General features: G+C 37.7%; 25 protein-coding genes. 11 read left to right on the top strand and 14 right to left on the bottom strand.

Going from position 1 to position 25,487, the window contains the following annotated elements; all coding sequences use genetic code 11:
- Nucleotides 1-91: 91 nt before the first annotated feature.
- Both FY048_RS06535 and FY048_RS06530 read right to left on the bottom strand, forming a co-directional pair.
- The gene (locus tag FY048_RS06535; protein WP_446090577.1) at nt 92-835 is read right to left on the bottom strand and encodes a fimbrial biogenesis chaperone; all 744 of its coding nucleotides are present in this window, start codon (nt 833-835) and stop codon (nt 92-94) included.
- A gap of 73 nt (nt 836-908) precedes the next feature.
- Nucleotides 909-1,445, bottom strand: coding sequence for a fimbrial protein (locus FY048_RS06530; RefSeq protein WP_446090576.1), 537 nt, complete (start codon nt 1,443-1,445; stop codon nt 909-911).
- Nucleotides 1,446-1,890: 445 nt separating this feature from the next.
- Between FY048_RS06530 and FY048_RS06525 the strand changes: the two genes are divergently transcribed.
- On the top strand, nt 1,891-2,241 hold the full coding sequence (locus FY048_RS06525; protein WP_016138354.1) for a hypothetical protein: 351 nt from the start codon (nt 1,891-1,893) through the stop codon (nt 2,239-2,241).
- Between the two features lie 63 nt (nt 2,242-2,304).
- On the top strand, nt 2,305-2,517 hold the full coding sequence (locus tag FY048_RS06520) for a hypothetical protein (protein WP_446090575.1): 213 nt from the start codon (nt 2,305-2,307) through the stop codon (nt 2,515-2,517).
- Between the two features lie 48 nt (nt 2,518-2,565).
- Here FY048_RS06520 and bioB read toward each other — a convergent pair whose 3' ends face one another.
- Nucleotides 2,566-3,555, bottom strand: coding sequence for a biotin synthase BioB (gene bioB / locus FY048_RS06515; protein ID WP_016138352.1), 990 nt, complete (start codon nt 3,553-3,555; stop codon nt 2,566-2,568).
- Nucleotides 3,556-3,642: 87 nt separating this feature from the next.
- Complete coding sequence (queG, locus tag FY048_RS06510) at nt 3,643-4,743, bottom strand: tRNA epoxyqueuosine(34) reductase QueG (RefSeq protein ID WP_446090574.1); 1,101 nt, start codon at nt 4,741-4,743, stop codon at nt 3,643-3,645.
- Nucleotides 4,744-4,769: 26 nt separating this feature from the next.
- Between queG and FY048_RS06505 the strand changes: the two genes are divergently transcribed.
- Nucleotides 4,770-6,251 carry an NAD(P)H-hydrate dehydratase gene (locus tag FY048_RS06505; RefSeq protein ID WP_446090573.1) on the top strand — a complete coding sequence of 494 codons (1,482 nt, stop codon included), beginning with the start codon at nt 4,770-4,772 and terminating at the stop codon, nt 6,249-6,251.
- Here the strand turns inward: FY048_RS06505 and ruvC are convergent.
- On the bottom strand, nt 6,232-6,777 hold the full coding sequence (gene ruvC, locus FY048_RS06500) for a crossover junction endodeoxyribonuclease RuvC (protein WP_016138349.1): 546 nt from the start codon (nt 6,775-6,777) through the stop codon (nt 6,232-6,234). The two genes, FY048_RS06505 and ruvC, sit on opposite strands and share 20 nt — an antisense overlap.
- 238 nt (nt 6,778-7,015) lie before the next feature.
- Between ruvC and FY048_RS06495 the strand changes: the two genes are divergently transcribed.
- Entirely contained in the window at nt 7,016-7,609 is a 594-nt protein-coding gene (locus FY048_RS06495; RefSeq protein WP_446090572.1) for a helix-turn-helix domain-containing protein, read from the top strand.
- The gene (locus FY048_RS06490; protein ID WP_446090571.1) at nt 7,606-8,151 is read left to right on the top strand and encodes an N-acetyltransferase family protein; all 546 of its coding nucleotides are present in this window, start codon (nt 7,606-7,608) and stop codon (nt 8,149-8,151) included. Before FY048_RS06495 ends, FY048_RS06490 begins: the two co-directional genes overlap by 4 nt.
- A gap of 81 nt (nt 8,152-8,232) precedes the next feature.
- On the opposite strand, the gene blaOXA is transcribed toward FY048_RS06490, so the two are convergent.
- On the bottom strand, nt 8,233-9,054 hold the full coding sequence (gene blaOXA / locus FY048_RS06485) for an OXA-213 family carbapenem-hydrolyzing class D beta-lactamase (protein ID WP_446090570.1): 822 nt from the start codon (nt 9,052-9,054) through the stop codon (nt 8,233-8,235).
- A 497-nt stretch (nt 9,055-9,551) separates the two neighbouring features.
- Between blaOXA and FY048_RS06480 the strand changes: the two genes are divergently transcribed.
- Nucleotides 9,552-10,115, top strand: a complete 564-nt coding sequence (locus FY048_RS06480; protein ID WP_446090569.1) for an FxsA family protein — start codon at nt 9,552-9,554, stop codon at nt 10,113-10,115.
- Nucleotides 10,116-10,175: 60 nt separating this feature from the next.
- Here FY048_RS06480 and FY048_RS06475 read toward each other — a convergent pair whose 3' ends face one another.
- Nucleotides 10,176-10,370 (bottom strand): hypothetical protein, encoded by a 195-nt coding sequence (locus tag FY048_RS06475; RefSeq protein WP_446090568.1) that lies wholly within the window; start codon nt 10,368-10,370, stop codon nt 10,176-10,178.
- A gap of 258 nt (nt 10,371-10,628) precedes the next feature.
- Between FY048_RS06475 and FY048_RS06470 the strand changes: the two genes are divergently transcribed.
- Complete coding sequence (locus FY048_RS06470) at nt 10,629-10,877, top strand: hypothetical protein (RefSeq protein ID WP_016138343.1); 249 nt, start codon at nt 10,629-10,631, stop codon at nt 10,875-10,877.
- Between the two features lie 124 nt (nt 10,878-11,001).
- On the opposite strand, the gene metK is transcribed toward FY048_RS06470, so the two are convergent.
- Nucleotides 11,002-12,168 (bottom strand): methionine adenosyltransferase, encoded by a 1,167-nt coding sequence (gene metK / locus FY048_RS06465; RefSeq protein ID WP_016138342.1) that lies wholly within the window; start codon nt 12,166-12,168, stop codon nt 11,002-11,004.
- 539 nt (nt 12,169-12,707) lie between these two features.
- Between metK and tkt the strand changes: the two genes are divergently transcribed.
- On the top strand, nt 12,708-14,696 hold the full coding sequence (gene tkt / locus FY048_RS06460) for a transketolase (RefSeq protein WP_446090567.1): 1,989 nt from the start codon (nt 12,708-12,710) through the stop codon (nt 14,694-14,696).
- 58 nt (nt 14,697-14,754) lie between these two features.
- Here the strand turns inward: tkt and FY048_RS06455 are convergent, their stop codons facing one another.
- The gene (locus tag FY048_RS06455; protein ID WP_446090566.1) at nt 14,755-15,162 is read right to left on the bottom strand and encodes an OsmC family protein; all 408 of its coding nucleotides are present in this window, start codon (nt 15,160-15,162) and stop codon (nt 14,755-14,757) included.
- A 218-nt stretch (nt 15,163-15,380) separates the two neighbouring features.
- Between FY048_RS06455 and FY048_RS06450 the strand changes: the two genes are divergently transcribed.
- Nucleotides 15,381-15,962 carry a YceI family protein gene (locus FY048_RS06450; protein WP_005041161.1) on the top strand — a complete coding sequence of 194 codons (582 nt, stop codon included), beginning with the start codon at nt 15,381-15,383 and terminating at the stop codon, nt 15,960-15,962.
- Nucleotides 15,963-16,006: 44 nt separating this feature from the next.
- Here FY048_RS06450 and FY048_RS06445 read toward each other — a convergent pair whose 3' ends face one another.
- Complete coding sequence (locus tag FY048_RS06445) at nt 16,007-16,597, bottom strand: lecithin retinol acyltransferase family protein (RefSeq protein ID WP_446090565.1); 591 nt, start codon at nt 16,595-16,597, stop codon at nt 16,007-16,009.
- A gap of 193 nt (nt 16,598-16,790) precedes the next feature.
- Here FY048_RS06445 and FY048_RS06440 point away from each other — a divergent pair, with 193 nt between their 5' ends.
- The gene (locus FY048_RS06440; protein WP_446090564.1) at nt 16,791-17,537 is read left to right on the top strand and encodes a phosphodiester glycosidase family protein; all 747 of its coding nucleotides are present in this window, start codon (nt 16,791-16,793) and stop codon (nt 17,535-17,537) included.
- 36 nt (nt 17,538-17,573) lie between these two features.
- Here FY048_RS06440 and FY048_RS06435 read toward each other — a convergent pair whose 3' ends face one another.
- The 3 genes from FY048_RS06435 to putA form a co-directional block, all read right to left on the bottom strand.
- Nucleotides 17,574-17,804, bottom strand: coding sequence for a hypothetical protein (locus tag FY048_RS06435; protein ID WP_003651412.1), 231 nt, complete (start codon nt 17,802-17,804; stop codon nt 17,574-17,576).
- Nucleotides 17,805-18,052: 248 nt separating this feature from the next.
- Complete coding sequence (gene trmA / locus FY048_RS06430) at nt 18,053-19,138, bottom strand: tRNA (uridine(54)-C5)-methyltransferase TrmA (protein WP_446090563.1); 1,086 nt, start codon at nt 19,136-19,138, stop codon at nt 18,053-18,055.
- Nucleotides 19,139-19,414: 276 nt separating this feature from the next.
- Nucleotides 19,415-23,167 (bottom strand): trifunctional transcriptional regulator/proline dehydrogenase/L-glutamate gamma-semialdehyde dehydrogenase, encoded by a 3,753-nt coding sequence (gene putA / locus FY048_RS06425; protein WP_446090562.1) that lies wholly within the window; start codon nt 23,165-23,167, stop codon nt 19,415-19,417.
- Between the two features lie 124 nt (nt 23,168-23,291).
- On the opposite strand from putA, the gene FY048_RS06420 reads away from it, so the two are divergent.
- Nucleotides 23,292-23,780 carry an Lrp/AsnC ligand binding domain-containing protein gene (locus FY048_RS06420; protein ID WP_016138334.1) on the top strand — a complete coding sequence of 163 codons (489 nt, stop codon included), beginning with the start codon at nt 23,292-23,294 and terminating at the stop codon, nt 23,778-23,780.
- 33 nt (nt 23,781-23,813) lie between these two features.
- Here FY048_RS06420 and putP read toward each other — a convergent pair whose 3' ends face one another.
- On the bottom strand, nt 23,814-25,304 hold the full coding sequence (gene putP / locus FY048_RS06415; RefSeq protein ID WP_446090561.1) for a sodium/proline symporter PutP: 1,491 nt from the start codon (nt 25,302-25,304) through the stop codon (nt 23,814-23,816).
- Nucleotides 25,305-25,487 lie beyond the last annotated feature (183 nt).

Genomic DNA, 25,487 nt, shown 5'->3' with positions numbered 1-25,487 from the left:
TTTAAACATATATAAGGTATAAACCATTTAGACATAGTTTTAGAGCCTATTCATGATAGGTATTTAGGTTTTCTTCATTAATACAGTAAGGTTAGAACTTTATTGGGTGCTCAACTCTTCCACCATAATCATTGATATATACAAAGCTCATATCTGCTAGATTTTTATTTTTTAGTTTTATTTTATCTTCTGAAAAAGGGGCAACCATTAAACCTTGTTGTAATAAGTCTGTTTTATGACTTTCACTTCCTTGGAAAATGGAGGTAAGAGTGAGGAAAAATGGTGTTGGGTTCTTCACTACTAGATATTGATCATTTATTTTCCATTGAACTTTCTCATTTAGTTGTTCAATATTTTCTTTTAGATTTATAGGGCGGTAAAAAAATTTAATTCGCGAACGAACAGCGAGCTGTAAAAAATTATTAGAAATTGGGGTAGTTTGGTCTTGTTGAGTTTTACCTTCGGGTTTAGGAGGTATATCTAAAACATTAAGCCAAAAAATGGATTCTTGTTGCTGATTTAATTGAAAAGAATTAGGTAGAGCTGTAATTCTTAAAGTTTGACCTTTAGTTGCTTCTACTCGTGAAATCGGGGGGGTAATAATAAAAGGGACATTTGCTTCATCGGGAGTTAACTTTGCATTTCCATCATCAATCCAAGCCTGAACAAGAGACGGAGCTGTACCGTTATTACTCAGTTGTAATGTGATTTCACGTGCATTTGAAGGATAAATGACACGAGTTCCATGTAAAATAATTTCAGTATGACCTGTGGTAGTCAGTGCTACCTGTAGGCAAACTAATCCCCAAAAAAACTTACGACCACGAAAAAGCATGAGTCATATTCTCAATAATGAATAATAGATAGGAGATAGCTTCTATTTAGAAATAGAAGCTTCAGTTTTAATTTTATTGATAAATAATGGTATATTTTACTTGTGACGTTACCGTACCAGCAGTCGAAGCGCCTGTAGCATAATACTCAGCATAATAGTTAAGGTCAGCATCACCACCTGCTGAAACATTCACCCATTGTGAGTTTGTCTGAATTCCATTCGTGCTTGTAGCGAGTACAGGGATTACAGCGTTATTACTACCTAGCAACTGGATATTCACGTTTGTTGCCCCGCCCGAAGTTGCTTGGTTTAACAAACGACCAGTATTAAAATCAACGGTAGCGCCCGGCTCAAAATAAGTGGCTACTTTGCCAGCAGAAGAACAGTTTGTTAAATTAATTTGAAATGGGGTACGACCAGCCACATCACCTGCATTTTTTAATGTTTGAGATGAAACTGTAGGCAGATTAATTGTTAAGTTTTTATCTCCAGTATCAATAGTACAAGTATTATCCGTAACAAGACCATTAATAGTAATTGTGCCATCTGCAGCTTGTGCATTTGTTATATTTAAGAGAGAAACTGCCGCTATAAAAATAAACTTTTTCATAAAATCCCCAGAATAGCTTTTTAAAATAAAATCCATTACTTTTCAGCAAGTTTATTCTGCTTAAGTAAGGCGAAGGAAATATATCACTTTTCAACCAAAAAACAAGAAAAACATTATATTTATATATATTTTGATCAGCTATTTTTATAAATAAATATTTTTGAATTATAATTTTTATCAGTTGGTAAAATACTGAATGATTTATTTTTAAAATAAAATTAAAAAACTTGTAATATTTAAGTATTTGTATTTTATTAAATTAATCTAAATTTAATGTATTTTTGATGAAACAAGTTTGTTTTATCTGCATAACTATATGTTTTTAAACAATAAAAATATTTTTAAATTTATCTTGTGAATATGTTTATTTTTTAAGAATTTTTTAAGATTCAATTCCTACTGTTTTAGTTGTAATTTAATAAAAGATAATCTGGAGTTCCGTTCCATGAATAGTATCAAGTATAGCTATAAACCTAATTACTTTTTCTTTGCTCATAAACTCGTTCTGTTTTTAAAGGATTATCTTATTAAGCACCCAACGGAGCAGCAGACAACATTTAACTTACAAACGATTTATGACATCTTTAGTCATGATCTTGCCTCAAGTACAACTAATCTTGAGGGTATCTTAAATATTGCAGATGAATACGTCTTTGAAACAGAAGAAGGATTGCTTCCATTGATTAGTAAGCACTCAGTTAATCTCAAGAATCATGTACTTTCATTAGAGTTTTCACCACAAGCTTTGACAAGCTTATTGTCTGGTGGTTCGTTAGTGAACCCTAAAGCAGCTTAGATTTGCTTTTAAGGTAGAGTTAACTCATATAAAATTCATAAAATTTATTTTTAAGAGTGATTTATGAGTAAAGACTTTAAGGCCTTAACTTATATTGCAGATGATAATTTAGCAGATACCGTGACTTGGCTTTTGCATCATCAAGATATTTTTGATTCTTTTAATTTTGATGTATTGAGCCAAGAGCTGTCTGTAACGCATGCGGCAGGAAAAGACATTATTCGAGTAGGGACATTTCTTAATGCCACTTATGGAATTTTAGTTACTTCTGTTTAAATAAAAAAGCCCTGAACAATCAGGGCTTTTTTATTTTACTGTCTTAAGTTATGCGCTCATGGCATTTACTGATAAGTCAGCAACTGTTGGTTTTGGTTTTTCTGCAGTTAAGCCTAGCTTATTAAACAACGCTTGGTCTTTACCTTCACCTGCATTTGGTGTGGTAAGTAACTTATCACCAGAGAATAATGAGTTTGCACCCGCCATAAATGCTAATGCTTGATCTGAATCACTTAATGACTCACGACCAGCAGATAAACGAATATAGCTATGCGGCATAATAATGCGTGCAACAGCAATAGTGCGGATCCACTCAATTACATCAAGCTTTTCAACATCTGCTAACGGTGTTCCTTCAATTGGAACAAGCATGTTAATTGGTACTGATTCAGGATGAATTGGTAGGGTCGCTAATTCATGTAATAAACCAACACGGTCATCACGGCTTTCGCCTAAACCTACAATACCACCGCTACAAACCTTCATGCCAGCTTGGCGAACATAATCTAGAGTATTTAAACGATCATCAAAAGTACGTGTGCTAATGATGTGGGAGTAGTACTCACGAGATGTATCTAGGTTGTGGTTGTAATAATCTAAACCAGCAACTTGTAGGCGCTCTGCTTGAGATTGGTTAAGCATGCCTAAAGTCATACAGGTTTCCATACCTAAAGCTTTTACTTCACGTACCATTTCTAAAACATAAGGCATATCGCGTTCATGTGGGTTACGCCAAGCTGCGCCCATACAAAAACGTGAAGAACCTGAATCTTTTGCAGCTTTTGCTTCGCTAATCACTTTTTCTACAGCAATACGTTTTTCTGCTTCTAATTTTGATTCGTAATGTGCAGATTGTGAGCAGTACTTGCAATCTTCAGGGCATTTACCCGTTTTAATAGATAAAAGGGTGCTGACCTGAATCGCATTGGCAGTGAAGTGCTCGCGATGTACTTGCTGAGCCTTGAAAACTAAATCCAAAAAGGGTTGTTCATATAAAGCTTGGATTTCTTCACGATTCCAATCATTACGTAGAGTCATTGTCATATCCATGATGATGGCATTAATTCACTACACATAATCATACAGAATTCGTATTAAAGCTATAGGGCAAAAAACATCATTTTTTTAATTTGATAGCTGAAGTTGATTAAGTTGCTGCTCAATTGCCCAATCAATATGCACATTGACGATTTCGTCATGTAAATTTTTGCCTTTGTGTAGCTGATCTACAATTTCCGCTGAATAGGGCGCATTTCCTAATCCGATGGCAATATTACGTTTAAACGATTGATAACCTGTCCGGCGAATTGGGCTGCCTTCTGTATTTGCTAAAAAAGTGGCTTCATCCCACTGCCAGATATCCAGTAGACTAATATTGTCTAATCCATTTCTAGGATTGAAATCGCTAATGGACGCAGTTTTGGCAAAACTGTTCCACGGGCAAATTAATTGGCAGTCATCACAACCAAAAATTCGATTACCAATACCTGCACGTAATTCTTCAGCAATAATTCCTTTGTATTCGATAGTTAAATAAGCAATGCAACGCCTTGCATCTAGCATATAAGGTTCGACAATCGCTTGCGTCGGACAAATATCAATACAAGCGCTACAAGAACCACAATGTGCTGTTGCAGGTTCATCGAAAGGTAAATCGAGTGATGTAAATAGCTCACCTAATACAAAAAAAGAACCTGACTTTTTGTGAATGAGCAAAGTATGTTTACCTGTCCAACCCATTCCTGCACTTTCAGCCAACGATTTTTCAAAAATAGGCGCCGAATCGGCAAAAGGACGAGATTCAAAATCGCCGACTTTTTCACGAATTCGTGTTGCTAAAGTTTTCAATCTGCCACGCATGACTTTATGGTAATCACGGCCACGTGCATAACGGGCAATAATCGCAGAGTTTGGTTCGAAAGGTACATATCGAGGTTTTGGAGATTCGACAAGATAGTTCATACGAACGCAAATAATACTTTTTGTGCCCGGAACTAATAATGTAGGGTCGGCTCGTTTTTCTAGATTTTCTTCTAAATAGGTCATGTCTGCATGATAGCCACGTTCTAGATATTCTAAAAAACGTGGCATTTGCTCTTGAGCATCTGGTTTTGCAATGACACAATCAGCAAAACCCAAGTCTAATGCTTGAGCCTTGATCCATGCTTTTAATTCATGAAGATCAACTTGTTGCACCGTAATGCGTGATGTATCGGAAGATGTCATAAACCAAAACAGAAGAGGATAATAATATGCAGACGGTAGTTTACCATAGCGATGATATTCGAGCATGGGAGCAACGCTGGTTTGCTGCACAAAACTCATCATTAGGTTTAATGCAACAAGCGGCTTGGTCAATTGCTCAACAGTTAATTAAACTTTTTAAAGAGCAGTCTATTAAAAATATTGCTGTTTGGTGTGGACAGGGCAACAATGCTGGTGATGGTTATTTTATAGCAGCTTATTTAAAGCAAGCGGGTTGGAATGTTGAAATCTTTGCATCCGAAGTAGGGGCTTCAGCAGATTTACATCAAGCTGTGCAATTTGCAAAAGATCAACTGGTACAAATTCATCAAAGTTTTGAAATCGCAAAGCATTTTGATTGCCATATTGATGCTTTATTTGGTATTGGCTTGAATCGTGAGTTGAATGCCGATTGGAAACAGGCTATTCAACAATTTAATGGACAAACTGGCCTAAAAATTTCTGTTGATATTCCAAGTGGTTTACATGCAAATACAGGATCTACCTTGCCGTGTGCAATACGAGCTGATCATACATTTACAGTTTTAGGACTTAAAGCCGGATTATTTACAGGTCAAGGCAAAGAATACACAGGCGAGCTTCATTTAATTGATTTAATTCCTATAGACCAAGAGCTGAAACCGTTAGCTTATTTAACATCAACAAATATTAAACTTCCTAAGCGATTAGCATTTGGTCATAAAGGGAGTTATGGGCATGTTTTAGTGGTTGGTGGTCATGAACAGATGGGCGGTGCAGTGATTATGGCTGCCGAGGCTGCTTTTCATGCAGGAGCAGGTAAAGTCACGGTGGTTTGTCATCAAAAGCATCATCAGGCTATTTTGTCTCGTTCACCAAATATTATGCTCCGCGATATTAATGCTTTAACTGAAAAGTCTATTAAAGATATTTTATCTCAGGTTGATGCAGTATGTTTTGGAATGGGGTTAGGGCGTGATGATTGGGCAAAGCAGATCTACCAACAATGGTTTAATTTATTAAATCAGGGTGAACATCTGGAAATTGTTTTAGATGCAGATGCTTTATGGTTTTTAGCAAAACAGCCTCAAAAATTGAATGCACATATTTATTCAACGCCCCATCCTGGAGAGGCTGCTACCTTACTTGGTTGTTCTACAGCGCAAATTGAAAATGACCGAATTGCTGCAATTTACGCCTTGCAACATAAATATGCAGGTCAGTGGGTACTTAAAGGAGCGGGTAGCTTAATTTTAGAGGATGACTTGTATATTTGTACCGAAGGTAATGCTGGTATGGGAACTGGTGGAATGGGAGATGTGCTGGCTGGAATGATTGCAAGCTTAAAAGCCCAGTTCCACAAAGGTATTGCATTACATGAAATTGTTGCTCTTCATGCTCAGGCAGGAGATCAACTTGCAAAACAAGGTATGCGAGGTTTACAGGCTTATCAAATGAATGAAGTAATTACTCAGGTTGTAAATTATAAGTTTAACGTCTACGACTGCTAGAGCGGCTTCGTCCACGCGCCATACCACCTAAGGCATTAAGGACAGATAGTTTACTCATACTTCCAGATGCATGAGCATGGCAAATTGCTGCTGCTAGTGCATCGGCTGCATCGGATTGAGGTTTAACGGTCAGGTTAAGTAATCGCATGACCATCATTTGCACTTGTTCTTTATCTGCAGCGCCATAACCAACGACAGACTGTTTAATTTGACGGGCAGTATATTCTGCAACTTGTAAATCTAAATTGACCAAAGCGGCTATGGCTGCACCACGTGCTTGTCCAAGTTTTAAAGCAGAGTCTGGGTTCTGAGCCATAAAGACTTGCTCGACGGCAGCTTCAGTTGGACCATGAAATTTAACAATACGTTCAATACCAGCAAAAATACGTTTTAAGCGTTCGGGCATTTCCTTAGTTTCTGTTCGGATAGTACCTGCATCGATAAAACGTAGTTTGCTACCATCTTTTTCAATGATTCCATAACCTGTTAAGCGTGAACCAGGATCAATCCCAATAATCAAAGACATGCGAAGGCTTACATAAATAATTTAAAGGTATTGTTACATACCAAAATACGATGTGCATGAGTTATTTAAGTAAGTCACCTATGAGTGGTTATTTTTCGTTTTTTAAATAGATTCTATGTGGGTGACTAAGAAGAATAGGTTTCAAAATTTTCCAAACAATGAAATTCTTTAATAATTGACAATATTCTAGTTTAGTGGAATATTTATCTATAATTTTGGAATAGATGTTTGTGGGTGTATGGAAGATATTAATATTCGCATCGCACAACAAGTACGTGAGTTGCGTTTAGCTCGTGGCTATACCCTTGATGTTCTTGCTACACGATGTCAAGTAAGCCGCTCTGCAATTTCTTTGATTGAAAGAGGTGAGGCGAGTCCAACAGCAGTCGTTCTTGAGAAGCTAGCAAATGGTTTAGGCGTGCCTTTAACTCAACTCTTTGCTAACCCACAAAGTGATCAATCACCTCAGCCTATTGTCCGCCGCAGTCAACAATCAGAATGGAAAGACCCAGAAACTGGCTATATTCGCCGTCAAATTTCACCTCCAAATTGGAAGGCTCCATTTCAAATTGTTGAAATTGAATTTCCCCCTCACTCACGAATTACTTATGAAATTAGTGAAACCTTAAAGGTAGTACAACAGCAACTCTGGGTAGTTGAAGGGAAAATTGATATTCAATTAGGTGAATCTTCTTATGCTTTAAGTAAAGGGGATTGCTTGGCAATGCAACTCAACCAGCCCGTTATATACAGCAATAATTCATCTCAAGTCGCTCGCTACATTTTAGTCGTCTCTAGTCAACTCATCTCTGCCGTTAAGGAATCTTTATGATCTATTCCCTCAATTCTAATTTTCGTTTAATTGATTGTAATGAAGCAGAATATTCAGGGGCTATATTAGAGATTCTGAATGAGGCAATTATCAATTCAACCGCTCTATATGACTATTTGCCGCGTTCCGAAGAGTCGATGAAAAACTGGTTCTCAGTTAAAAGAGAAAATGGCTTTCCCGTGATTGGGATTGTTGATGAAACAAACAAGTTATTGGGTTTTGCGAGCTGGGGAACTTTTAGGGCTTTTCCTGCCTATAAATATACTGTTGAACATAGTATTTATATTCATCACGAACATCGTGGTAGCGGACTAAGTAAAATTTTAATGCAAGAGTTGATTAAACGTGCTCAAGAAGCTGAGCTACATGTATTGATTGGTTGTATTGATGCGACCAATCAAGCAAGCATCGGTTTACATGAAAAAATGGGCTTTATCCATGCAGGTACTTTTAAGCAAGTCGGATTTAAGTTTGGACAATGGCTAGATGCTGCTTTTTATCAGTTAAATTTAAATACACCACAGCAGCCAGTTGATGGGTAAATCATAAAGCTTTCAAATTTCAAGTTTAAAAAAATAGCTCAGTTTATAATGTGAGATATAAACTGGGCTATAGCGTTCAACTTATAAGATACCCAGTTGTTCTAATCCTTTATAAGCAATTTCTTTTCGAATAGAACTAGGTATTCCTTTTTTCATTTCTAAATTGAGTGAGAATGCCACAATTTCTCCTTGTGGTTGAACGACCCAGCCTGTTAACCAACCAACTTGTGGTTCAACATCCAATCCCCAACCACTTTTTGCGTAAATTTTACGTCCATTTTTTTCTTCTATGAACACCAGTGACTGAACTTGTTCTTGTACATCTTTGCTAAATGGAAGAGTTTTATGAGCTAATTCATAAGCAAATTGGGCTTCTTGCAGAGGTGTAATTTTGAGTGGACCAACAAGCCAAAAATTATCTACTCGTGAACCAATGTCCGCATTACCGAAACCAACTCGTTTCACCTCTTTAGACATAAGATTCAGGCCAATTCGTCGGGCTAATTCTTGATAAACAGGAATAGCAGAAGCTTTCATGGCATCGCCCAGTGTCATGTCTTTTTCCCAATCAGGAAATAAACGCTTTTGCCCATCCCATTTAAATACTTCAGTTGTTGTTACCTTATGATGTTCAAGTCCAATTAAAGCATTCAATATTTTAAAGGTAGAGGCGGGAACATATTCGGTTGATGCTCTTTTCAAATCATTACCATAAATTTCTTCTGTTTGCCCACGCTTAATCACAAAAACCCCAGTGGTCTGCGCCTGATCAAACAGTGATTTAATTTCTTCTGAATTTTGATTGGCAGAAATAGAGTGTATTTGATGTTGTTTTACCGTGTTAGAAGAACAGGCACATAAAAATAGAGTAGTTGTTGCCAAGATAAGGACTTTTTTATACATAATTTTGACTAAGTTTAATTTGAAGTAATATTAATTAATTTAACTTGAATAGAACTGTTTTTAGATAGATAAAATGTAAGCTATTTAGGATGGTCTCTACGTCAGTATGACTTTTAAAGTCTCCTACAAGTACAGCATAAACAAAGGAATACTCCTAACTTTACTAAGTAAATAAGACTTTATTTGACTAAATACGTTCTTTTTGAAGAGATTTTCGCTCCAATAGAGTAAAAAATTTAAAATCTGATTGAAGTGGCACTTGATAAAGTTGATACAGCACTCATTAATAAGAAAGCATGTTTGTTTTTATCGAGTTAAAATCAAATGTACACCAGTATTGCAGACTCTTATCGATGTAATCGCTTTTGTTGATTTTTTAGAAATTAGACAGAACAATCAGAGTTAAGAGGAATGCTTAATCCTTATTGGAAACTTAGATAGGGTTAAGTCAAATAAAACTGCAATGAATTTTCTTTTTGAGATAGATAAAGTTTTAAATGAATTTACTTCTTATTGTAGTTCTGGGCGCGATTGTTGAAATTGCCGTATGGATTGGCGTAGCACAGTTCATCAGTGGATGGTATGTGTTCTTTTGGTTCATTATTGCTTTCTTTATTGGTTTTGGGCTTATTCGCAGAAGTACTGCTGGTATCATGCCTCAATTACAGCAAATGCAGATGACAGGCCAGCTAGGTAGTGACCCAACAGTAACTAAAAAACTTGCTTATGCTTTTGCAGGTTTCTTATTAATGTTGCCAGGCCTCGTATCTGATGTTTTGGCTGTTTTAATTTTGATCCCTGGTGTTCAAACAGCATTTCGTAATATAGCGATGAGAACTCTTGCTAAACGTCAACAAGCTATGATGAATAAAATGATGGGTGGTATGGGCGGCAATGCTTCGGGACAAAATCCATTTGCTGATTTAATGCGTCAAATGCAAGATATGCAGAATCAGCAGGGCGGTAGTCAAGGCCAATACCATGATTCAAACATTATTGATGGTGAAGCGAGAGATGTTACTCCAGACCACAAAAAAATAGAGCATAAAAATAAAGATTAATAAGTGTGTTATAAAAAAGCTTAAACCCATAAGGTTTAAGCTTTTTTTATTTTTAAATTATTATTTATTCTGAGAAACTGAAGTAGATGAATCACTATCGTCTATTTCTAATTGAGTTTCTTCTTGTGGTTTCGACTGCGGTTGATATTTATTTGAAGGTAGAGCGGTTTGCTTGTTTTCAGATTGTTGATAACCTCGACTTCGGTTTGCTCTTTCGCGAAAGCCACCCTTATTAATCAGCTGTGTATGAGACATGCAATTGCCTAAAATGTGAGATTATTCGCTTATTTTAGCAAATTTGGCAAAATATCAAAATAAGAAAAATAGTCCAAAAAAAATAATATTTAACTTATCTTTTTGTATTTTAATAATATTTTTTAATTGACTCAATTGTTCATTCAGATTGAATTATCTTTTCATTTCACATAGGATAAATATAAAGGATGTATAAATTAAAAATGCAGCAAACCTATTAAAAAAACAACGGTTGAAATGAGGGAAGGAGGGTTACCTATGCTATATCAATACCATTGTGCGTGTTGCGACAAAGTTGTGGCATCAACTGATAAATCATGTCCATATTGTGGCTCGCAACATATTCGAAGCCCATATGGCTTGTGGATGTTTTGTGTGATGGCTTGTCTAGCGGTTGTCGTCGTATTTAAAGTTGTCCATATTTATGTCCAGAACCATCAAGATACACCAATGCAGTCAACATTACTTGATGTGCTAAATCAGGATGATAAAACGACAAGGCAATAAATTTTGTTCAGAGCTACAAATGATATGGCATCAAGGATGGTTGCTAGAAGAGTAAACCCTACATATTATGAAATTTGAATTATAAAAAAGCCCGCTCATTGGCGGGCTTTTTTATGACTTTATATTAAAGACCAGCAGCATCTTTAAGAGCTTCAACTTTATCAGTTTTTTCCCATGTAAATGCTGTGTCTGATCCTTCGCGACCAAAGTGGCCATAAGCCGCAGTTTGTTTATACATTGGCTGAATAAGATCCAGCATACGAGTAATACCAAACGGTCTTAAGTCGAAATGATCACGTACAAGTTGAATAATCAACTCATCAGAAACTTTTGCTGTACCAAATGTATTAATCGAAATTGAAGTAGGTTCTGCTACACCAATTGCGTAACTCACCTGAATTTCACATTTGTCAGCAAGGCCAGCAGCTACAATATTCTTTGCAACATAACGACCAGCATATGCAGCAGAACGGTCAACTTTAGATGGATCTTTACCAGAGAAAGCACCACCGCCGTGACGAGCCATACCACCGTATGTATCAACAATAATTTTACGACCTGTTAAACCACAGTCACCCACAGGTCCGCCAATAACGAACATGCCAGTTGGGTTAATATGGAACTTAGTCGCAGCATGGAACATTTCAGCAGGAATGATCGGCTTGATAATCTCTTCAATGATCGCTTCTTTAAGCTGGCTTTGCGTAATTTCAGGATCATGTTGAGTAGACAAAACGACTGCATCTAGACGTACAGGCTTGCCATTTTCATATGCAAAAGTCACTTGGCTTTTTGCATCTGGGCGTAACCATGGAAGTGCGCCTGAGCGACGAAGTTCAGCCTGACGTTCCATTAAACGGTGAGCATAAGAAATCGGAGCAGGCATTAACACATCTGTTTCACGGCTTGCGTAACCGAACATCAAACCTTGGTCACCGGCACCTTGATCTTCAGGTTTTTGACGGTCTACACCTTGTGCAATCTCTGGTGATTGTTTACCAATCATATTGATTACAGCACATGTTGATCCATCAAAGCCAAGATCAGAGTGGTGATATCCAATACCGTTAACGGTATTACGAACAACAGCTTCAACATCAATATTAGCAGTCGTTGTTACTTCACCAGCAAGTACAACAGCGCCTGTTTTTACCAGTGTTTCACATGCAACACGTGCGTATGGGTCTTCTTTTAAGATTGCATCCAAAATAGCGTCGCTAATTTGGTCGGCCATTTTATCGGGATGACCTTCGCTTACAGATTCCGAGGTAAAAACAGCGTACTCGCGCATGAAAGTCCTATCTTGGTTATTTCAAAAGACATAATATGTTACATCGACTTGAGCTTGAGGACCAGTTCATACTGACCAAAAAGCATGAATTTGTTTCATTTATACTGTGTTTTAATTGATAAGTGTATTAGTAAAATTGATATAAAGAATCTTTATTTAAAGTATTGGTATTTTAATCACAAGTTATTAGGGTGTTTTTTAGACATATGAATTAACAAAAAGATTATGTCTTATAAGTAGGATTTTAAAGAAAAGAAACATGATCGACCTACATTGAGATATTCAAAATATTTTATCTATATATCAAAGTCTAATAGAACTGCCTGCTGGCATATGGAAGCTGCATTTAAGAAAATGAGCACTGTTTTGTATAACTTAAAGGTCCAAATGTTTTTTGTGTAACCAAGAAACGGTTAAAAATAAAGAAATATACTATGTTGGGGTTTACCCTCAGCCTTTTTTTTAAGACAATATAGCGGCATTGAATTGTTATTCATCTTCTTCTTTTCATCAATCTATTAAAATTGGATTCTGATCTTATGACGACCCCTTTAAACGAACGTCGTATTGCAAATGCAATTCGTGTATTGGCAATGGATGCTGTGCAACAGGCAAACTCAGGGCATCCTGGTGCTCCAATGGGGATGGCAGATATTGCTGACGTCGTCTGGCGCGAGTTTTTAAATCACAACCCAACTAACCCACAATGGGCAAACCGCGACCGTTTCGTTTTGTCAAACGGCCATGGTTCAATGTTGCAATATGCTTTGCTTCATTTAACAGGTTATGATCTTTCAATTGAAGATTTAAAACAGTTCCGTCAATTGCATTCTAGAACTCCAGGTCATCCTGAATATGGTTATGCACCTGGTATCGAAACAACGACTGGTCCTTTAGGTCAAGGTATTGCAAACGCTGTTGGTTTTGCTTTAGCAGAAAAGACTTTAGCTGCTCAGTTCAATAAAGATGATTTAAACGTTGTAGACCACTTCACTTACTGTTTCTTGGGTGATGGCTGTTTAATGGAAGGTATTTCTCACGAAGTATGTTCTTTAGCAGGTACTTTACAGCTTGGTAAATTGATTGCTTACTATGATGACAATGGCATTTCAATTGATGGTGAAGTAGAAGGCTGGTTCAGCGATGATACAGAAGAGCGTTTTAAAGCCTATGGTTGGCAAGTTCTTCGTGTAGATGGGCATGATGCTGATGCGATTCGTCAAGCGACAATCGAAGCGAAAGCTGAAACTCAAAAACCAACCATTATTATGTGTAAAACCATTATTGGTTTAGGTTCACCTAATAAGCAAGGTAAAGAAGACTGCCATGGTGCACCACTAGGTAAAGATGAGATTGCTTTAACTCGTGAGGCATTAGGCTGGAAAGAAGAAGCATTCGTTATTCCTGCTGATGTATATGCTGCATGGGACGCGAAAGCAAAAGGTACTGAATCTGAAGCAGCTTGGGATGCGGTATTTGCACAGTATCAAGCAAAATATCCAACTGAAGCAGCTGAGTTACTTCGTCGTATTAGCGGTGACTTACCGGCAGAATTTGCAGCACAAGCAGATGCATTCATTCGTGAAACAAATGCGAAAGGCGAAACTATCGCAACACGTAAAGCGAGCCAAAACACATTACAAGCATTTGGTCCTTTATTGCCTGAATTACTAGGTGGTTCTGCTGACTTGGCTGGTTCTAACTTAACGCTTTGGAAAGGTTGTCAAGGCATTCAAGAAAACCCAGCTGGTAACTATGTATACTACGGCGTACGTGAGTTCGGTATGACTGCAATTGCGAATGGCGTTGCATTACATGGCGGTTTTGTTCCTTACGTTGCAACATTCTTAATGTTTATGGAATATGCGCGTAATGCAGTACGTATGTCTGCATTGATGAAACAGCGTGTAATTCATGTTTATACACATGACTCAATTGGTTTAGGTGAAGATGGTCCAACTCACCAACCAATCGAACAAATTGCTTCTTTGCGTGGTACTCCGAACCTAAATACATGGCGTCCTGCTGATACTGTAGAAACTGCTACTGCATGGAAATCTGCTCTAGAGCGTAAAGATGGCCCTACAGCACTTATTTTCTCTCGTCAAAACTTACCATTCCAAACACGTTCTGAAGAACAAATTCAAAATGTTGCAAAAGGTGGTTACGTTCTTGCTCAAGAAAAAGGCGAATTGAAAGCAATCATTATTGCAACTGGTTCTGAAATTTCTTTAGCAATGGAAGCTTATGCTCAACTTGACGGTGTGCGTGTAGTTTCTATGCCATGTGCAGAAGAATTTATGAAACAAGACGCTGCATATCGTGAGGCTGTATTACCAGCTCATATCCGTGCACGTGTTGCGGTTGAAGCTGCTCATGTTGACTACTGGTGGAAGTTTGTTGGTCTTGATGGCAAAGTGATTGGTATGACAACTTATGGTGAGTCTGCACCAGCAAAAGATTTGTTCCAATTCTTTGGTATTACAACTGAAGCTGTTGTTGCAGCAGTAAAAGAATTAACTGCTTAAATGTTAAAGTAGTGTAAAAAAGCGCTCTTCATGGAGCGCTTTTTTTATATTTGAAAGGTTAAATGCTCAGTTCGGTTTGAATATTGATTTGAGACGTCAGTAATTTATGAATAGGGCAGTTTTCAGCAACTTTTAATAAGCGTTTGTGTTGGTCTTCAGTGAATTCACCTTTGATGGTGATTTTGCGTTCAATATTATTTTGACCTTTCTCTGGTTCACCATTTGGATTTAATGCTAAATCAACTTGAACATGATCAAGCTTAATACCCTTAAGATTCGCATACATTTCTAGTGTAATGGTGGTACAAGCGCCTAAAGCAGACAGTAATATTTGAACTGGGTTTGGAGCAGTATCTAGACCACCTTTGTCTGTAGGTTCATCAGCAAACCATTGGTGACCTGAAGGATCGGTCAGAGTTACTCGATATGGAGTCGAAGTACTTTGTGCTTGAGCAGTATTAGCCATGTTTTACCTTGTTATTGATCAATAAAATCGAAGTAATAACGAATTAATTTGAGAATCTAAACACGGTACGAAAGTACCTGTACTTTATAATATTGTTTTTAAATAATAACTGTAACGCTTTTATTGTTGCATGGATGAAACATATCGTTTTATAAAGAATAGTGAATTAAATTACTTGAGGTATACACTAACGACTATATCAATAAAGGATACGAAAAATGCATCTTAAAACATTAAGCTTCGGTTTGGCAGTAGCATTGGCTAGTTCAGTTACTTTAGCTGCGCCAGTTGACTACAAAATTGATCCTACACATACAGCTACTGTTTTCTCGTGGAATCACTTTGGTTTCTCTACGCCAAGCGCTAACTTCTCGGATATCCAAGGTGTAATTAAAGTTGATAATGCTAAACCAGCAAACTCATCTGTAAATGTAACTATCCCTTTAAGCAGTGTAAATACAAACGTTCCTGCTTTGGATAAAGAGTTCCAAGAAGAAGCTTGGTTTAATGCAGCTAAATATCCAAACATTACTTTTAAAAGTACTAAAGTTGAAACCAAAGACAAAAAGCACTTTAAAATTACTGGTGACTTAACTGTTAAAGGTGTAACGAAGCCTGTAGTACTTGACGCTGTTTTAAACAAGCAAGGCGAACACCCAATGGCAAAAGTTCCAGCGATTGGTTTCAATGCTACAACTTCATTCAAACGCTCTGACTTTGGTCTAGGTAACTACGTTCCAAATGTTGGTGATAAAATCACTGTAAACATTACGACTGAAGCAAAAGTTGATAAAAAATAAGTTTTAAGTTTTCTAAAAAGCTCTCATTTTTGAGGGCTTTTTTATTAAATGGGTTCTTTTTTATCTGGATCTATAAATACTAAAGGGACTGAAGGATCAATATTTCTTTTTTCAGATTTTTCTCTAAGGAATTGGTAAGTAGGGACCTTCATTTTTGCCTGATCGCGTAATTTCTTTTTAATATATAGAACAAGAGCAAAACATGTTGTTGCCACAGTGAGCATCATACCATTCATATAGCTCATGATTGAGCTTACGTAACCAATGGTCGTTAATCGATGCATCATACGTTCAACTTGAGTGCTACTTTCGACTCCAGTGATTGCCCAGCTACATAAATGTTCACAGTTATTAATAATCAGATGGTAGTTGTTTTCATGCATACGTGAACGCATCCGGCGTACGATAGCTTTTCCTTTATAGCGTGGGGTGTCATAAGAGCGAACGTGAATTTTTTTGCCATGCGAGAAAGCATCTATTGAAGTGATTTCAATCGGGCGTTTCTTGATGAAATGCGCTAAGCCTGAATAATGAATAACTCGACCTCTCCCAGCATATATACCATGATGGCTATAGCCGAGATGCTTTACGATGAGATGAGCCCCTAAAGGGTAGCGCTTATTCGGTTGCTGCATGCTTACGCTGATCCAATAAAGTGTAGATGGCTTTTATTGAAAAGCTGCTAACCATTATAACCAATATCAGCAATGTGGAGTGTATTGATTACGTCGAATGAATGAGTTCGGTGCATACTCAATCTATTTGCGTTTATTGTATATAATTTAAAGGTTTAATATGAAGGAAAAATGTCATGTCTGGTGGTATTAAATGAAATGGTTGATGAGGTGTTTAACTGTATATGGGCTTTTGATTCAGTCTGTCTATGCTATCGAATACCAGCAAGTTAAAACAGCAGAAGGTGACCAATATGATGTGGTTGCAATTAGCGATTTAAAACAGTTGCGTTTGTTCCTTAAGAATTCCAATAATCAACAGTATTACAAAAGCTTTAATAATATTCAGAAAAATTTAAAACAATGTGAGCGACTTTCCTTCGCAATGAATGCAGGAATGTTCCATCCCGGATTTTCTCCAGTAGGACTCTATGTTGAACAAGCTAAGGTGGTTCAGCCATTAAATGAAAATAAAGGATTGGGAAACTTCTTTTTACAGCCTAATGGAGTGTTAGCTTGGAATAAAAAACAGGCTTTGATTTTAACAACGCAGCAATATAGTAGACGCGATTTCAACGTTGATTATGCGACACAGTCTGGTCCCATGTTAGTGATTGATGGAAAGATAAATTCCCTTTTTTTACCAGATTCTCAATCGAATAAAATTCGCAACGGAGTCGGAATACGAAATAATAAGCTCTACTTTGTAATATCGAAGAATAGCGTGAGTTTCTACAAGTTTGCTCAGTTCTTTCAAAGAAATCTTAAGGTGGAGCAGGCTTTATATCTTGATGGTTCTATTTCTAGTTTATATGTTCAAAAGACAAAGCGTAATGATCAACTATTTGAAATGGGCCCAATTGTTGGTTTAGTCGACCAGACAGGTTGTCGATTAAAGTGAAATATAAAAAAAGCCAGTACAAGACTGGCTTTTTTATTAGTGAATAGATGGTTTTTGAGTGAGTTCATTTAACTCTTTTCGGCTATAACCACGGGAAATAAGAACTTTTTTAATTCCCTTAATGACATCTTCATCTGTTGCTAGCGCAAGCGCACTTAGAAGTTGTTCATTTGTTTTACATGAGCAGTCATTTTCAACACAAGCAGTTTGGTTTTTATGCTCGTTATGCTGTTGATCTGCCAAGAACAGCTTTTGCCAAAAACTCATAGAGCCTTCATATACAACTTAACATAGCTCGAAATATAGCCAATTTAAAATAAAATACAAGTCTCTATAAGTGATAAATCCACCAATTGAACTCAAGAATTTTCGATAGGAATGCTCGAGTTAAACGAAATTATGACAGATAGATGACTTGATATTTTTTGAAAATTTAAATACTTAACTAATAAAGTGTTAAAAAATAAGGAGGTATAAAACCTCCTTACTTAAAACGTTACAATGAAAAATTTTGTTTAAATCTTCTCAAGTAATACACCTGACTCAACATGATGGGTATATGGGAACTGATCAAACAATGCAAACTTAGTAATACGGTGAGTTAAACCTAATATTTTTAAGTTCTCATACAATGTATCTGGGTTGCATGAAATGTAAATAATACGCTCAAAACCCTGTAATAATTTTAAAGTTTCATCATCAATTCCTGCACGCGGAGGATCGACAAATACGGTATCAAAATTATAACTCTGAATATCAATATTTGCTTCTTGTAAGCGTCGGAATTCACGCTCACCTTGATAAGCTTGAGTAAATTCTTCAGCTGAAAGACGGGCTACTTGAATATTATCAATCTGGTTTTGTTCGATGTTCCATTGAGCAGCATAAACGGAAGATTTTGCAAGTTCAGTAGCGAGCACTCGTTCGAACTTTAAAGAAAGTGGAAGGGTAAAGTTACCATTACCACAGTACAGCTCTAATAAATGCTTTTTCGATCCTTCCGCTGCATCACATGCCCATTGCAGCATTTTTTTGCAAACCTGTGCATTTGGCTGAGTAAAGCTACTTTCAATTTGTTTGTATTTAAATGAACGGTTTAAAAGTTCAAACTCTTCTACGACAAAGTCATCGCCAATAATAATTTTCTGGCCACGACTGCGGCCCATAATTTTAATATCTAATTTCTCAGCAAGCGCTTTAGCAGCTTGTTCCCATTCTTCGTCTAGTTTGCGGTGATAGATTAATGTGACTAACATTTCTCCGCTAAGTGTTGCAAGAAAATCAGCTTCAAATATACGGCTAGAAAGCTTGGGTTCCGCTTTAAGTTCTTCCAAAAGTTTTGGCATTAAATCATTAATGCTTTGGTCTGCAATAGGAAACTCATCAATGCGTACAACTGTTTTCTGCTTGTCATCATCGTTACGTTCAAACATGGCATAGAACATGTCATTTTCTGTATGCCAGATACGAAACTCAGCACGCATACGGAAGTGTTGTTCCGGTGACTCAAACACTTCTAATGTAGGTGGAGTAAATTCAGAAAATTGGGCAGTAATGCGGTCAATTTTAGTTTGAAGTTGTTGTTGATAAGAAGAGGTCATAGACAAAGAAAATTTAGACAGAATCAAATAGTGAATGGTATCAAAAAAAACGGGGTTACAGGAGCCAATTTTAGCTAGATATCAATAAGCAAGACTAACGTTAAAATTAAGGATGTTTCAAAACGCGATTAATAAAATCTGCTTTTATTGTTCTGGTTCTAAAAAGACCATTATTTGAATCTCAATTTGATAAAATTTATATATTTAAGAATAGATTACTTTATTAAATAAAAAAGCCCAAATACTAAGATTTGGGCTTTTTAGAAAAATGATGGGTTAATCAGCCATTGTCATTAAGCTTGCGTTACCACCAGCTGCAGCTGTATTCACACTAATCGCACGTTCAATCACTAAACGCTCAAGCGGAATAGTCTCATTCGGTTCAACATGTGTAATACCAACAATTGCACCAGAACGCGTCGCAACTTCTTGCTGTAATGAGAAGATTTCTTCACGGTTACCATGATGTAAAACTGCATCAAAATCATCAGAACTGATATTTTTGACTATAGTAATTGCAGCAAGCACATCTTTTGGCAAGGTTTGTTTGTATTTTGCCAATAATGGACTATTAGGCATTACTGCTGCTTGGCTACCCACTGCAAAAATTGCGAGCAACTGATGCAATTGATTTTGTTCTGTGTCCGCAATAGAAAGAACTCGATGACGCGGCAAAATAATATATTGGTTACTTTCCCCAGTAGGGCCTTGTAACTCATAAAACTTACCCACACCAAATGGTTCAATCTCACGATTTGCTTGCGGCAAATGCTGTTTCGCCCAATTTTGTAAGCTCTGATAAACCTCACGGTTAAAGCCTTCAAAAACAGTTTGCTCAGTTTTCATAGCAAATGGTGTTGCCAGTACTTTGTTTGAACAATGTTGCATTAAGCGATACATGTAAAGCGGACCACCAGCTTTTGGACCTGTACCAGATAGACCTTCACCACCGAATGGTTGTACACCAACTACAGCACCGACAATATTACGGTTGATATAGAGGTTGCCAACTTCAGCATGTTGAATAACTGTTTGGATGGTTTCATCAATACGCGTATGAAGCCCCATTGTTAAACCATAACCTTTGGCATTAATACGTGAGATGAGTTGTTCAAGCTCGCCATACTTATAAGTGATGATGTGTAAAACTGGACCAAAGACTTCACGTTGCAAATCATCAAGATTAGGCAACTCAATTGCTGTTGGTACAACAAAAGTTCCTTTATCTAATTCATTTCGGCTGGTTGCACCGAACATCAACTGATGTACAGGATAGCCTTTAGACTTCATTTTTTGGATGTGCTGGTCAATTGTCTGTTTTGCTTCATCATCAATCACAGGACCAATGTCAGTTTTCAAAATCGCAGGATTACCTACGATTAACTGTTGCATTGCACCTTTAAGCATTTTAATAACGCTTGCAGCACTGTCTTCTTGCACACACAAAATACGTAAAGCAGAGCAACGTTGACCCGCGCTATCAAAAGCAGAACTTACAACATCAAGTACAACTTGTTCAGTTAATGCTGATGAATCCACAATCATGGCGTTTTGACCGCCAGTCTCTGCAATGAGAGGAATAGATTGACCATTTTCAGATAAACGTTTTGCAACGGTTTTCTGTAAAATTTTTGCAACTTCAGTCGAGCCAGTAAACATGATGCCATCGATACGATTATCTTGGCTCAGCTGAGCACCAACTGTTTCACCGCGGCCAGGAAGTAGCTGTACAGCACCATGTGGAATACCAGCTTCCCATAAAATTTGAACTGCTTGAGCTGCAATTAAAGGTGTTTGTTCAGCAGGTTTAGCAATAACACAGTTACCACTGCCTAGTGCTGCTGCAATTTGACCTGAGAAAATTGCAAGAGGGAAGTTCCATGGGCTAATACAAAGTACAGTACCTAAAGGCTGAATTGTTGTATTTGCAGGAAGATTCTCAACTTGAGTCGCATAGTAACGTAAGAAATCTACAGCTTCGCGAACTTCTGCAATCGCATTTGCATAAGTTTTGCCACTTTCACGGCTTAGAAGAACCATAAGTTCTTGCATACGACCTTCCATGAGGTCGGCTGCACGTTTTAAGTATTGAGCGCGCTGATCTTTAGGCGTATTTGACCATTCAGATTGAGCTTGCTCAGCTGCATTAAGCGCAATTTCTACATGCTTAAGATCAGCTTCTTGTACATGCCCAACAATTTCATCATTTTGTGCTGGGTTTGTAATTGCAATGGAATGGCCTTGCTCTAACGAATCGTTATTTGCCAATAATGGATGGCTTTGCCAAATACGATTACGGAGTTGTTGAGCTGTATTATCTAGAGCTTCAAGTGGAGCATCGTTTGCTAAATCATATCCTTTAGAGTTTTTACGGAGTGATCCATACATGTCTAAAGGTAACGGAATTGATGGGTGTTTTAAACCAACCAAGCCTTCGAGTTTAGCTGCTTTGCGAATATCGTAAATTGGAGACTGAATGAGAGCTTCAACTTTAAGTGTTTTGTCGGCAATACGGTTAACGAATGAAGTATTTGCGCCATTTTCAAGTAAACGACGAACCAAATAAGCCAACAAAGTTTCATGGTTACCAACGGGAGCATAAATACGGCATGGCACACCTAATTTATTTTGCTCGCGCGGACCAACAACTTGTTCATAAAGTGGTTCACCCATACCATGTAAACATTGGAACTCATATTGACCAGCATAATATTTGCTTGGATCAGCTAAATGATAGATCGTTGCCAATGTTTGAGCATTATGAGTTGCAAATTGCGGATAGATAAACTCTGGCGCAGCAAGTAATTTTTTAGCACAAGCGATATAAGATAAATCTGTATGTACTTTACGGGTAAAGACAGGGTAGTCGTCCATACCTTCGATTTGAGCTTTCTTAATTTCGCTATCCCAATACGCACCTTTCACAAGGCGGATCATGAGGCGTTTCTGACTACGTTTCGCAAGATCAATAATATAATCAACCACGAAGAAACAGCGTTTTTGGTACGCCTGAATAACGAAGCCAATACCTTTCCAATCCGCAAGTTCTGGTTCGAAGCAAAGACGCTCAAGTAACTCAAGGGAAATTTCTAAACGCTCTGACTCTTCAGCATCGATATTTAAACCAATGTTGTAGTGTTTAGCTAAACGAGCGAGTTCAAATACTTTGCCGTAAAGTTCTTGATGAACGCGTTCAATTTGCGCACGTTGATAGCGAGGGTGTAAAGCAGAAAGCTTGATTGAAATACCCGGGCCATCATAAACACCTTTACCGTTAGACGCTTTGCCAATTGCATGAATGGCTTGGTTATAATCGTTAAAGTAACGTTCAGCATCATGCTCAGTTAAGGCTGCTTCACCTAGCATGTCGTAAGAATAGCGGAAACCTTTGTCTTCCAGCACTTTTGCGTGGTCAACAGCTTCTTCAATGGTCTCGCCAGTCACAAACTGTTCGCCCATCATGCGCATTGCAACATCAACTGCTTTACGAATAATGCCACGACCACTACGTGCTAATAAACCAGTAAGTACGCTTGAAAGGCTGGTTTGCTTTGGTGTTTCCATCAGCTTACCAGTTAACATGAGGCCCCATGCAGCAGCATTTACAAACATTAATGTGCTTTGGCCAACGTGTTCTTTCCAGTTGCCTTGATTGATTTTATCTCGAATTAACAAGTCACGTGTTGCTGTGTCAGGAATACGAAGCAAAGCTTCAGCAAGACACATGAGCGCCACGCCTTCTTGTGAAGAAAGAGAGAATTCTTGTAATAACCCTTGAACAATACCTGCTTTACCCGAAGAAGTTTTACGTTCACGTAAATTATGGGCAAGATTAAAAGCAAGGTCATAAATTTTATGATCTAAATCATCAGATACCGCGGCAGCTTGTAATAGCTCTTCTACAGCTTCTGGCTCTGCACGTCGCCAAGCTGTGTTAATGCGTTGTTCAAACTCACTTTTATCGTTGAATTCGGTGATATAGCCTTGGTGAGATTTATCCATTTGATGAAAAGTATCCATTGTATTCATATCTGTTTCCGACAACCGACTCTCGTACAAAGTTCTTGAGTAGAGAGGTTTAGATAATTTATCATTACAGAAGAAACACCGAATAACTCACTATATTTATCCCATTTTTTAGAGGAAAATTCAGATGAATGGCCCATTATTAAGCCTTGATCGCACTGATTTAAAAATTTTGGATATTCTTCAAACAGATGGGCGTATTTCGAACAGTAAATTAGCCGAACTCGTGAATTTATCTCCAACTGCTGTGATGGCTCGAGTTCAAAAGCTGACAAAAGATGAATTCATCTTGGGATACGAGGCTAAGCTAAACCCTGTTAATTTAAACGCCAATTTTCTGGTGTTTGTTGAGGTGTTACTGGATAAAACGACACCTAATGTTTTAGATGAGTTTATTGATGCTGTAGTGCACTATCCAGAGATTGTGGAATGCCACATGGTAAGTGGAGGCTTCGACTTTTTAATTAAATTACGAAGTGGCAGTATGGAAGAATTTAGACGAATTGCGGGGCAGGTGTTGTGGCAGTTGCCTGGGGTAAAAGAAACTCGGAGTTACCCAGTGATGCAAGTAGTGAAAGATACTTCAAAAATTAAAATCAAAACCAAAAATAAATAAAGGGGCCGAAGCCCCTTTATTTATTTCAATGACTTATACGCTTTCTTTGTAGAGTTTATCAGCTTGTTCAAAGCGTCCAGTTACTGTCGTATTTGGCGCTTTAGTTAAAAGACTCACTACAATGATGCTGATAAATGCAAGGATAAAGCCTGGAATGATTTCGTAAACACCTGTGCCTGCGAAAAGATTTTTCCAGCCAATAACCACAACTGCACCAACGATCATACCTGCTAAAGCACCTTGTAAATTCATACGTTTCCAGAACAATGACAAGATGATAAGCGGACCAAAAGCTGCACCGAAGCCAGCCCAAGCATAAGCAACAAGACCAAGAACCTTACTATCGGGGTTCCCTGCAAGCACAATGGCAAGAACAGCAATGACAAGAACCATTACACGGCCAACCCATACAAGTTCTTTTTGAGATGCATTTTTACGAAAGAAACCTTTGTATAAATCCTCAGTTAAAGCACTTGAACATACCAAAAGTTGACAGCTTAACGTGCTCATAACAGCAGCTAAAATTGCAGCCAAAATGATACCCACAATCCATGGATTGAATAAAATTTTAGTCAATTCCATAAAGACAGTTTCAGGGTTTTTGCTCACAACTGCCGCTAATTCAGGGTGTTGCTCAAAATAAGCAATACCGAAGAAACCAGCGCCTACAGCACCCATTAAGCATAAAATCATCCATGTCATACCGATACGGCGTGCAGCAGGAATAGATTTTACTGAATCAGCCGCCATGAAACGCACAAGGATGTGTGGTTGACCGAAGTAACCAAGACCCCACGCCATGGAGGATAAAACTGCTACCACACCAAAATCTGAGATGAGATTAAATGCATGCGGACGTGCAGTCTCAATGAGGGTAACAAAATGAGTTGTGTCCCCGATCGCAAGGTAAGTCACGATTGGCGTTAATATCAGGGCAAAAATCATCAATCCAGCTTGGAATGTATCAGTCCAGCTAATTGCTAAGAATCCACCGATACAAACATAACTGATGGTCGCAATAGCACTAAGCCAAATTGCAGTGTTGTATGACATACCGAATAAATTTTCAAATAAACGGGCGCCCGCCACCATGCCTGAAGCACAGTAAATAGCGAAGAAAACCAAGATGATAACGGCAGAGAAAATACGAAGTACTTTTTTCTGGTCATCAAAACGGCTTGTAAAATAATCTGGCAAAGTTAATGCATTGTTTTGAATTTCAGTATGAACGCGTAATCGACCAGCAACCAGTAGCCAGTTAAGCCAAGCACCGATAATAAGACCAATTGCAATCCAAGCTTCAGATAAACCAGAAAGATAAATTGCTCCTGGTAAGCCCATGAGTAGCCAGCCACTCATGTCTGATGCGCCTGCGGATAACGCAGTAACGAAACTGCCTAAACTACGACCACCAAGAATATAATCTGAGAAGTCGCTTGTAGCACGGTAGGCAAATAAGCCAATAAGTACCATTGCTACGATGTACACCATAAACATGATGAGGGTGGGATCAAAATAACTCATGATGGATGTGTGTCCTTATATCCATAATCCGTGATTGTAACCTAATCCAGGTCGCTGTTTTCTTGTACGGCATTCAAGAGGTTGAGATTCAACCACAAAAGAATTTTTTTGCTCTGTTATTTTTATATTATATTTTTGTATCTTTGTGTAAACCGGTGTAATTTAAATTACAATCTAAAAAAT

Source organism: Acinetobacter sp. 1124_18A, from assembly GCF_052824995.1.
Note: the sequence above shows the minus strand (reverse complement) of the source record. Positions and strands in the feature narration are given on the sequence as shown.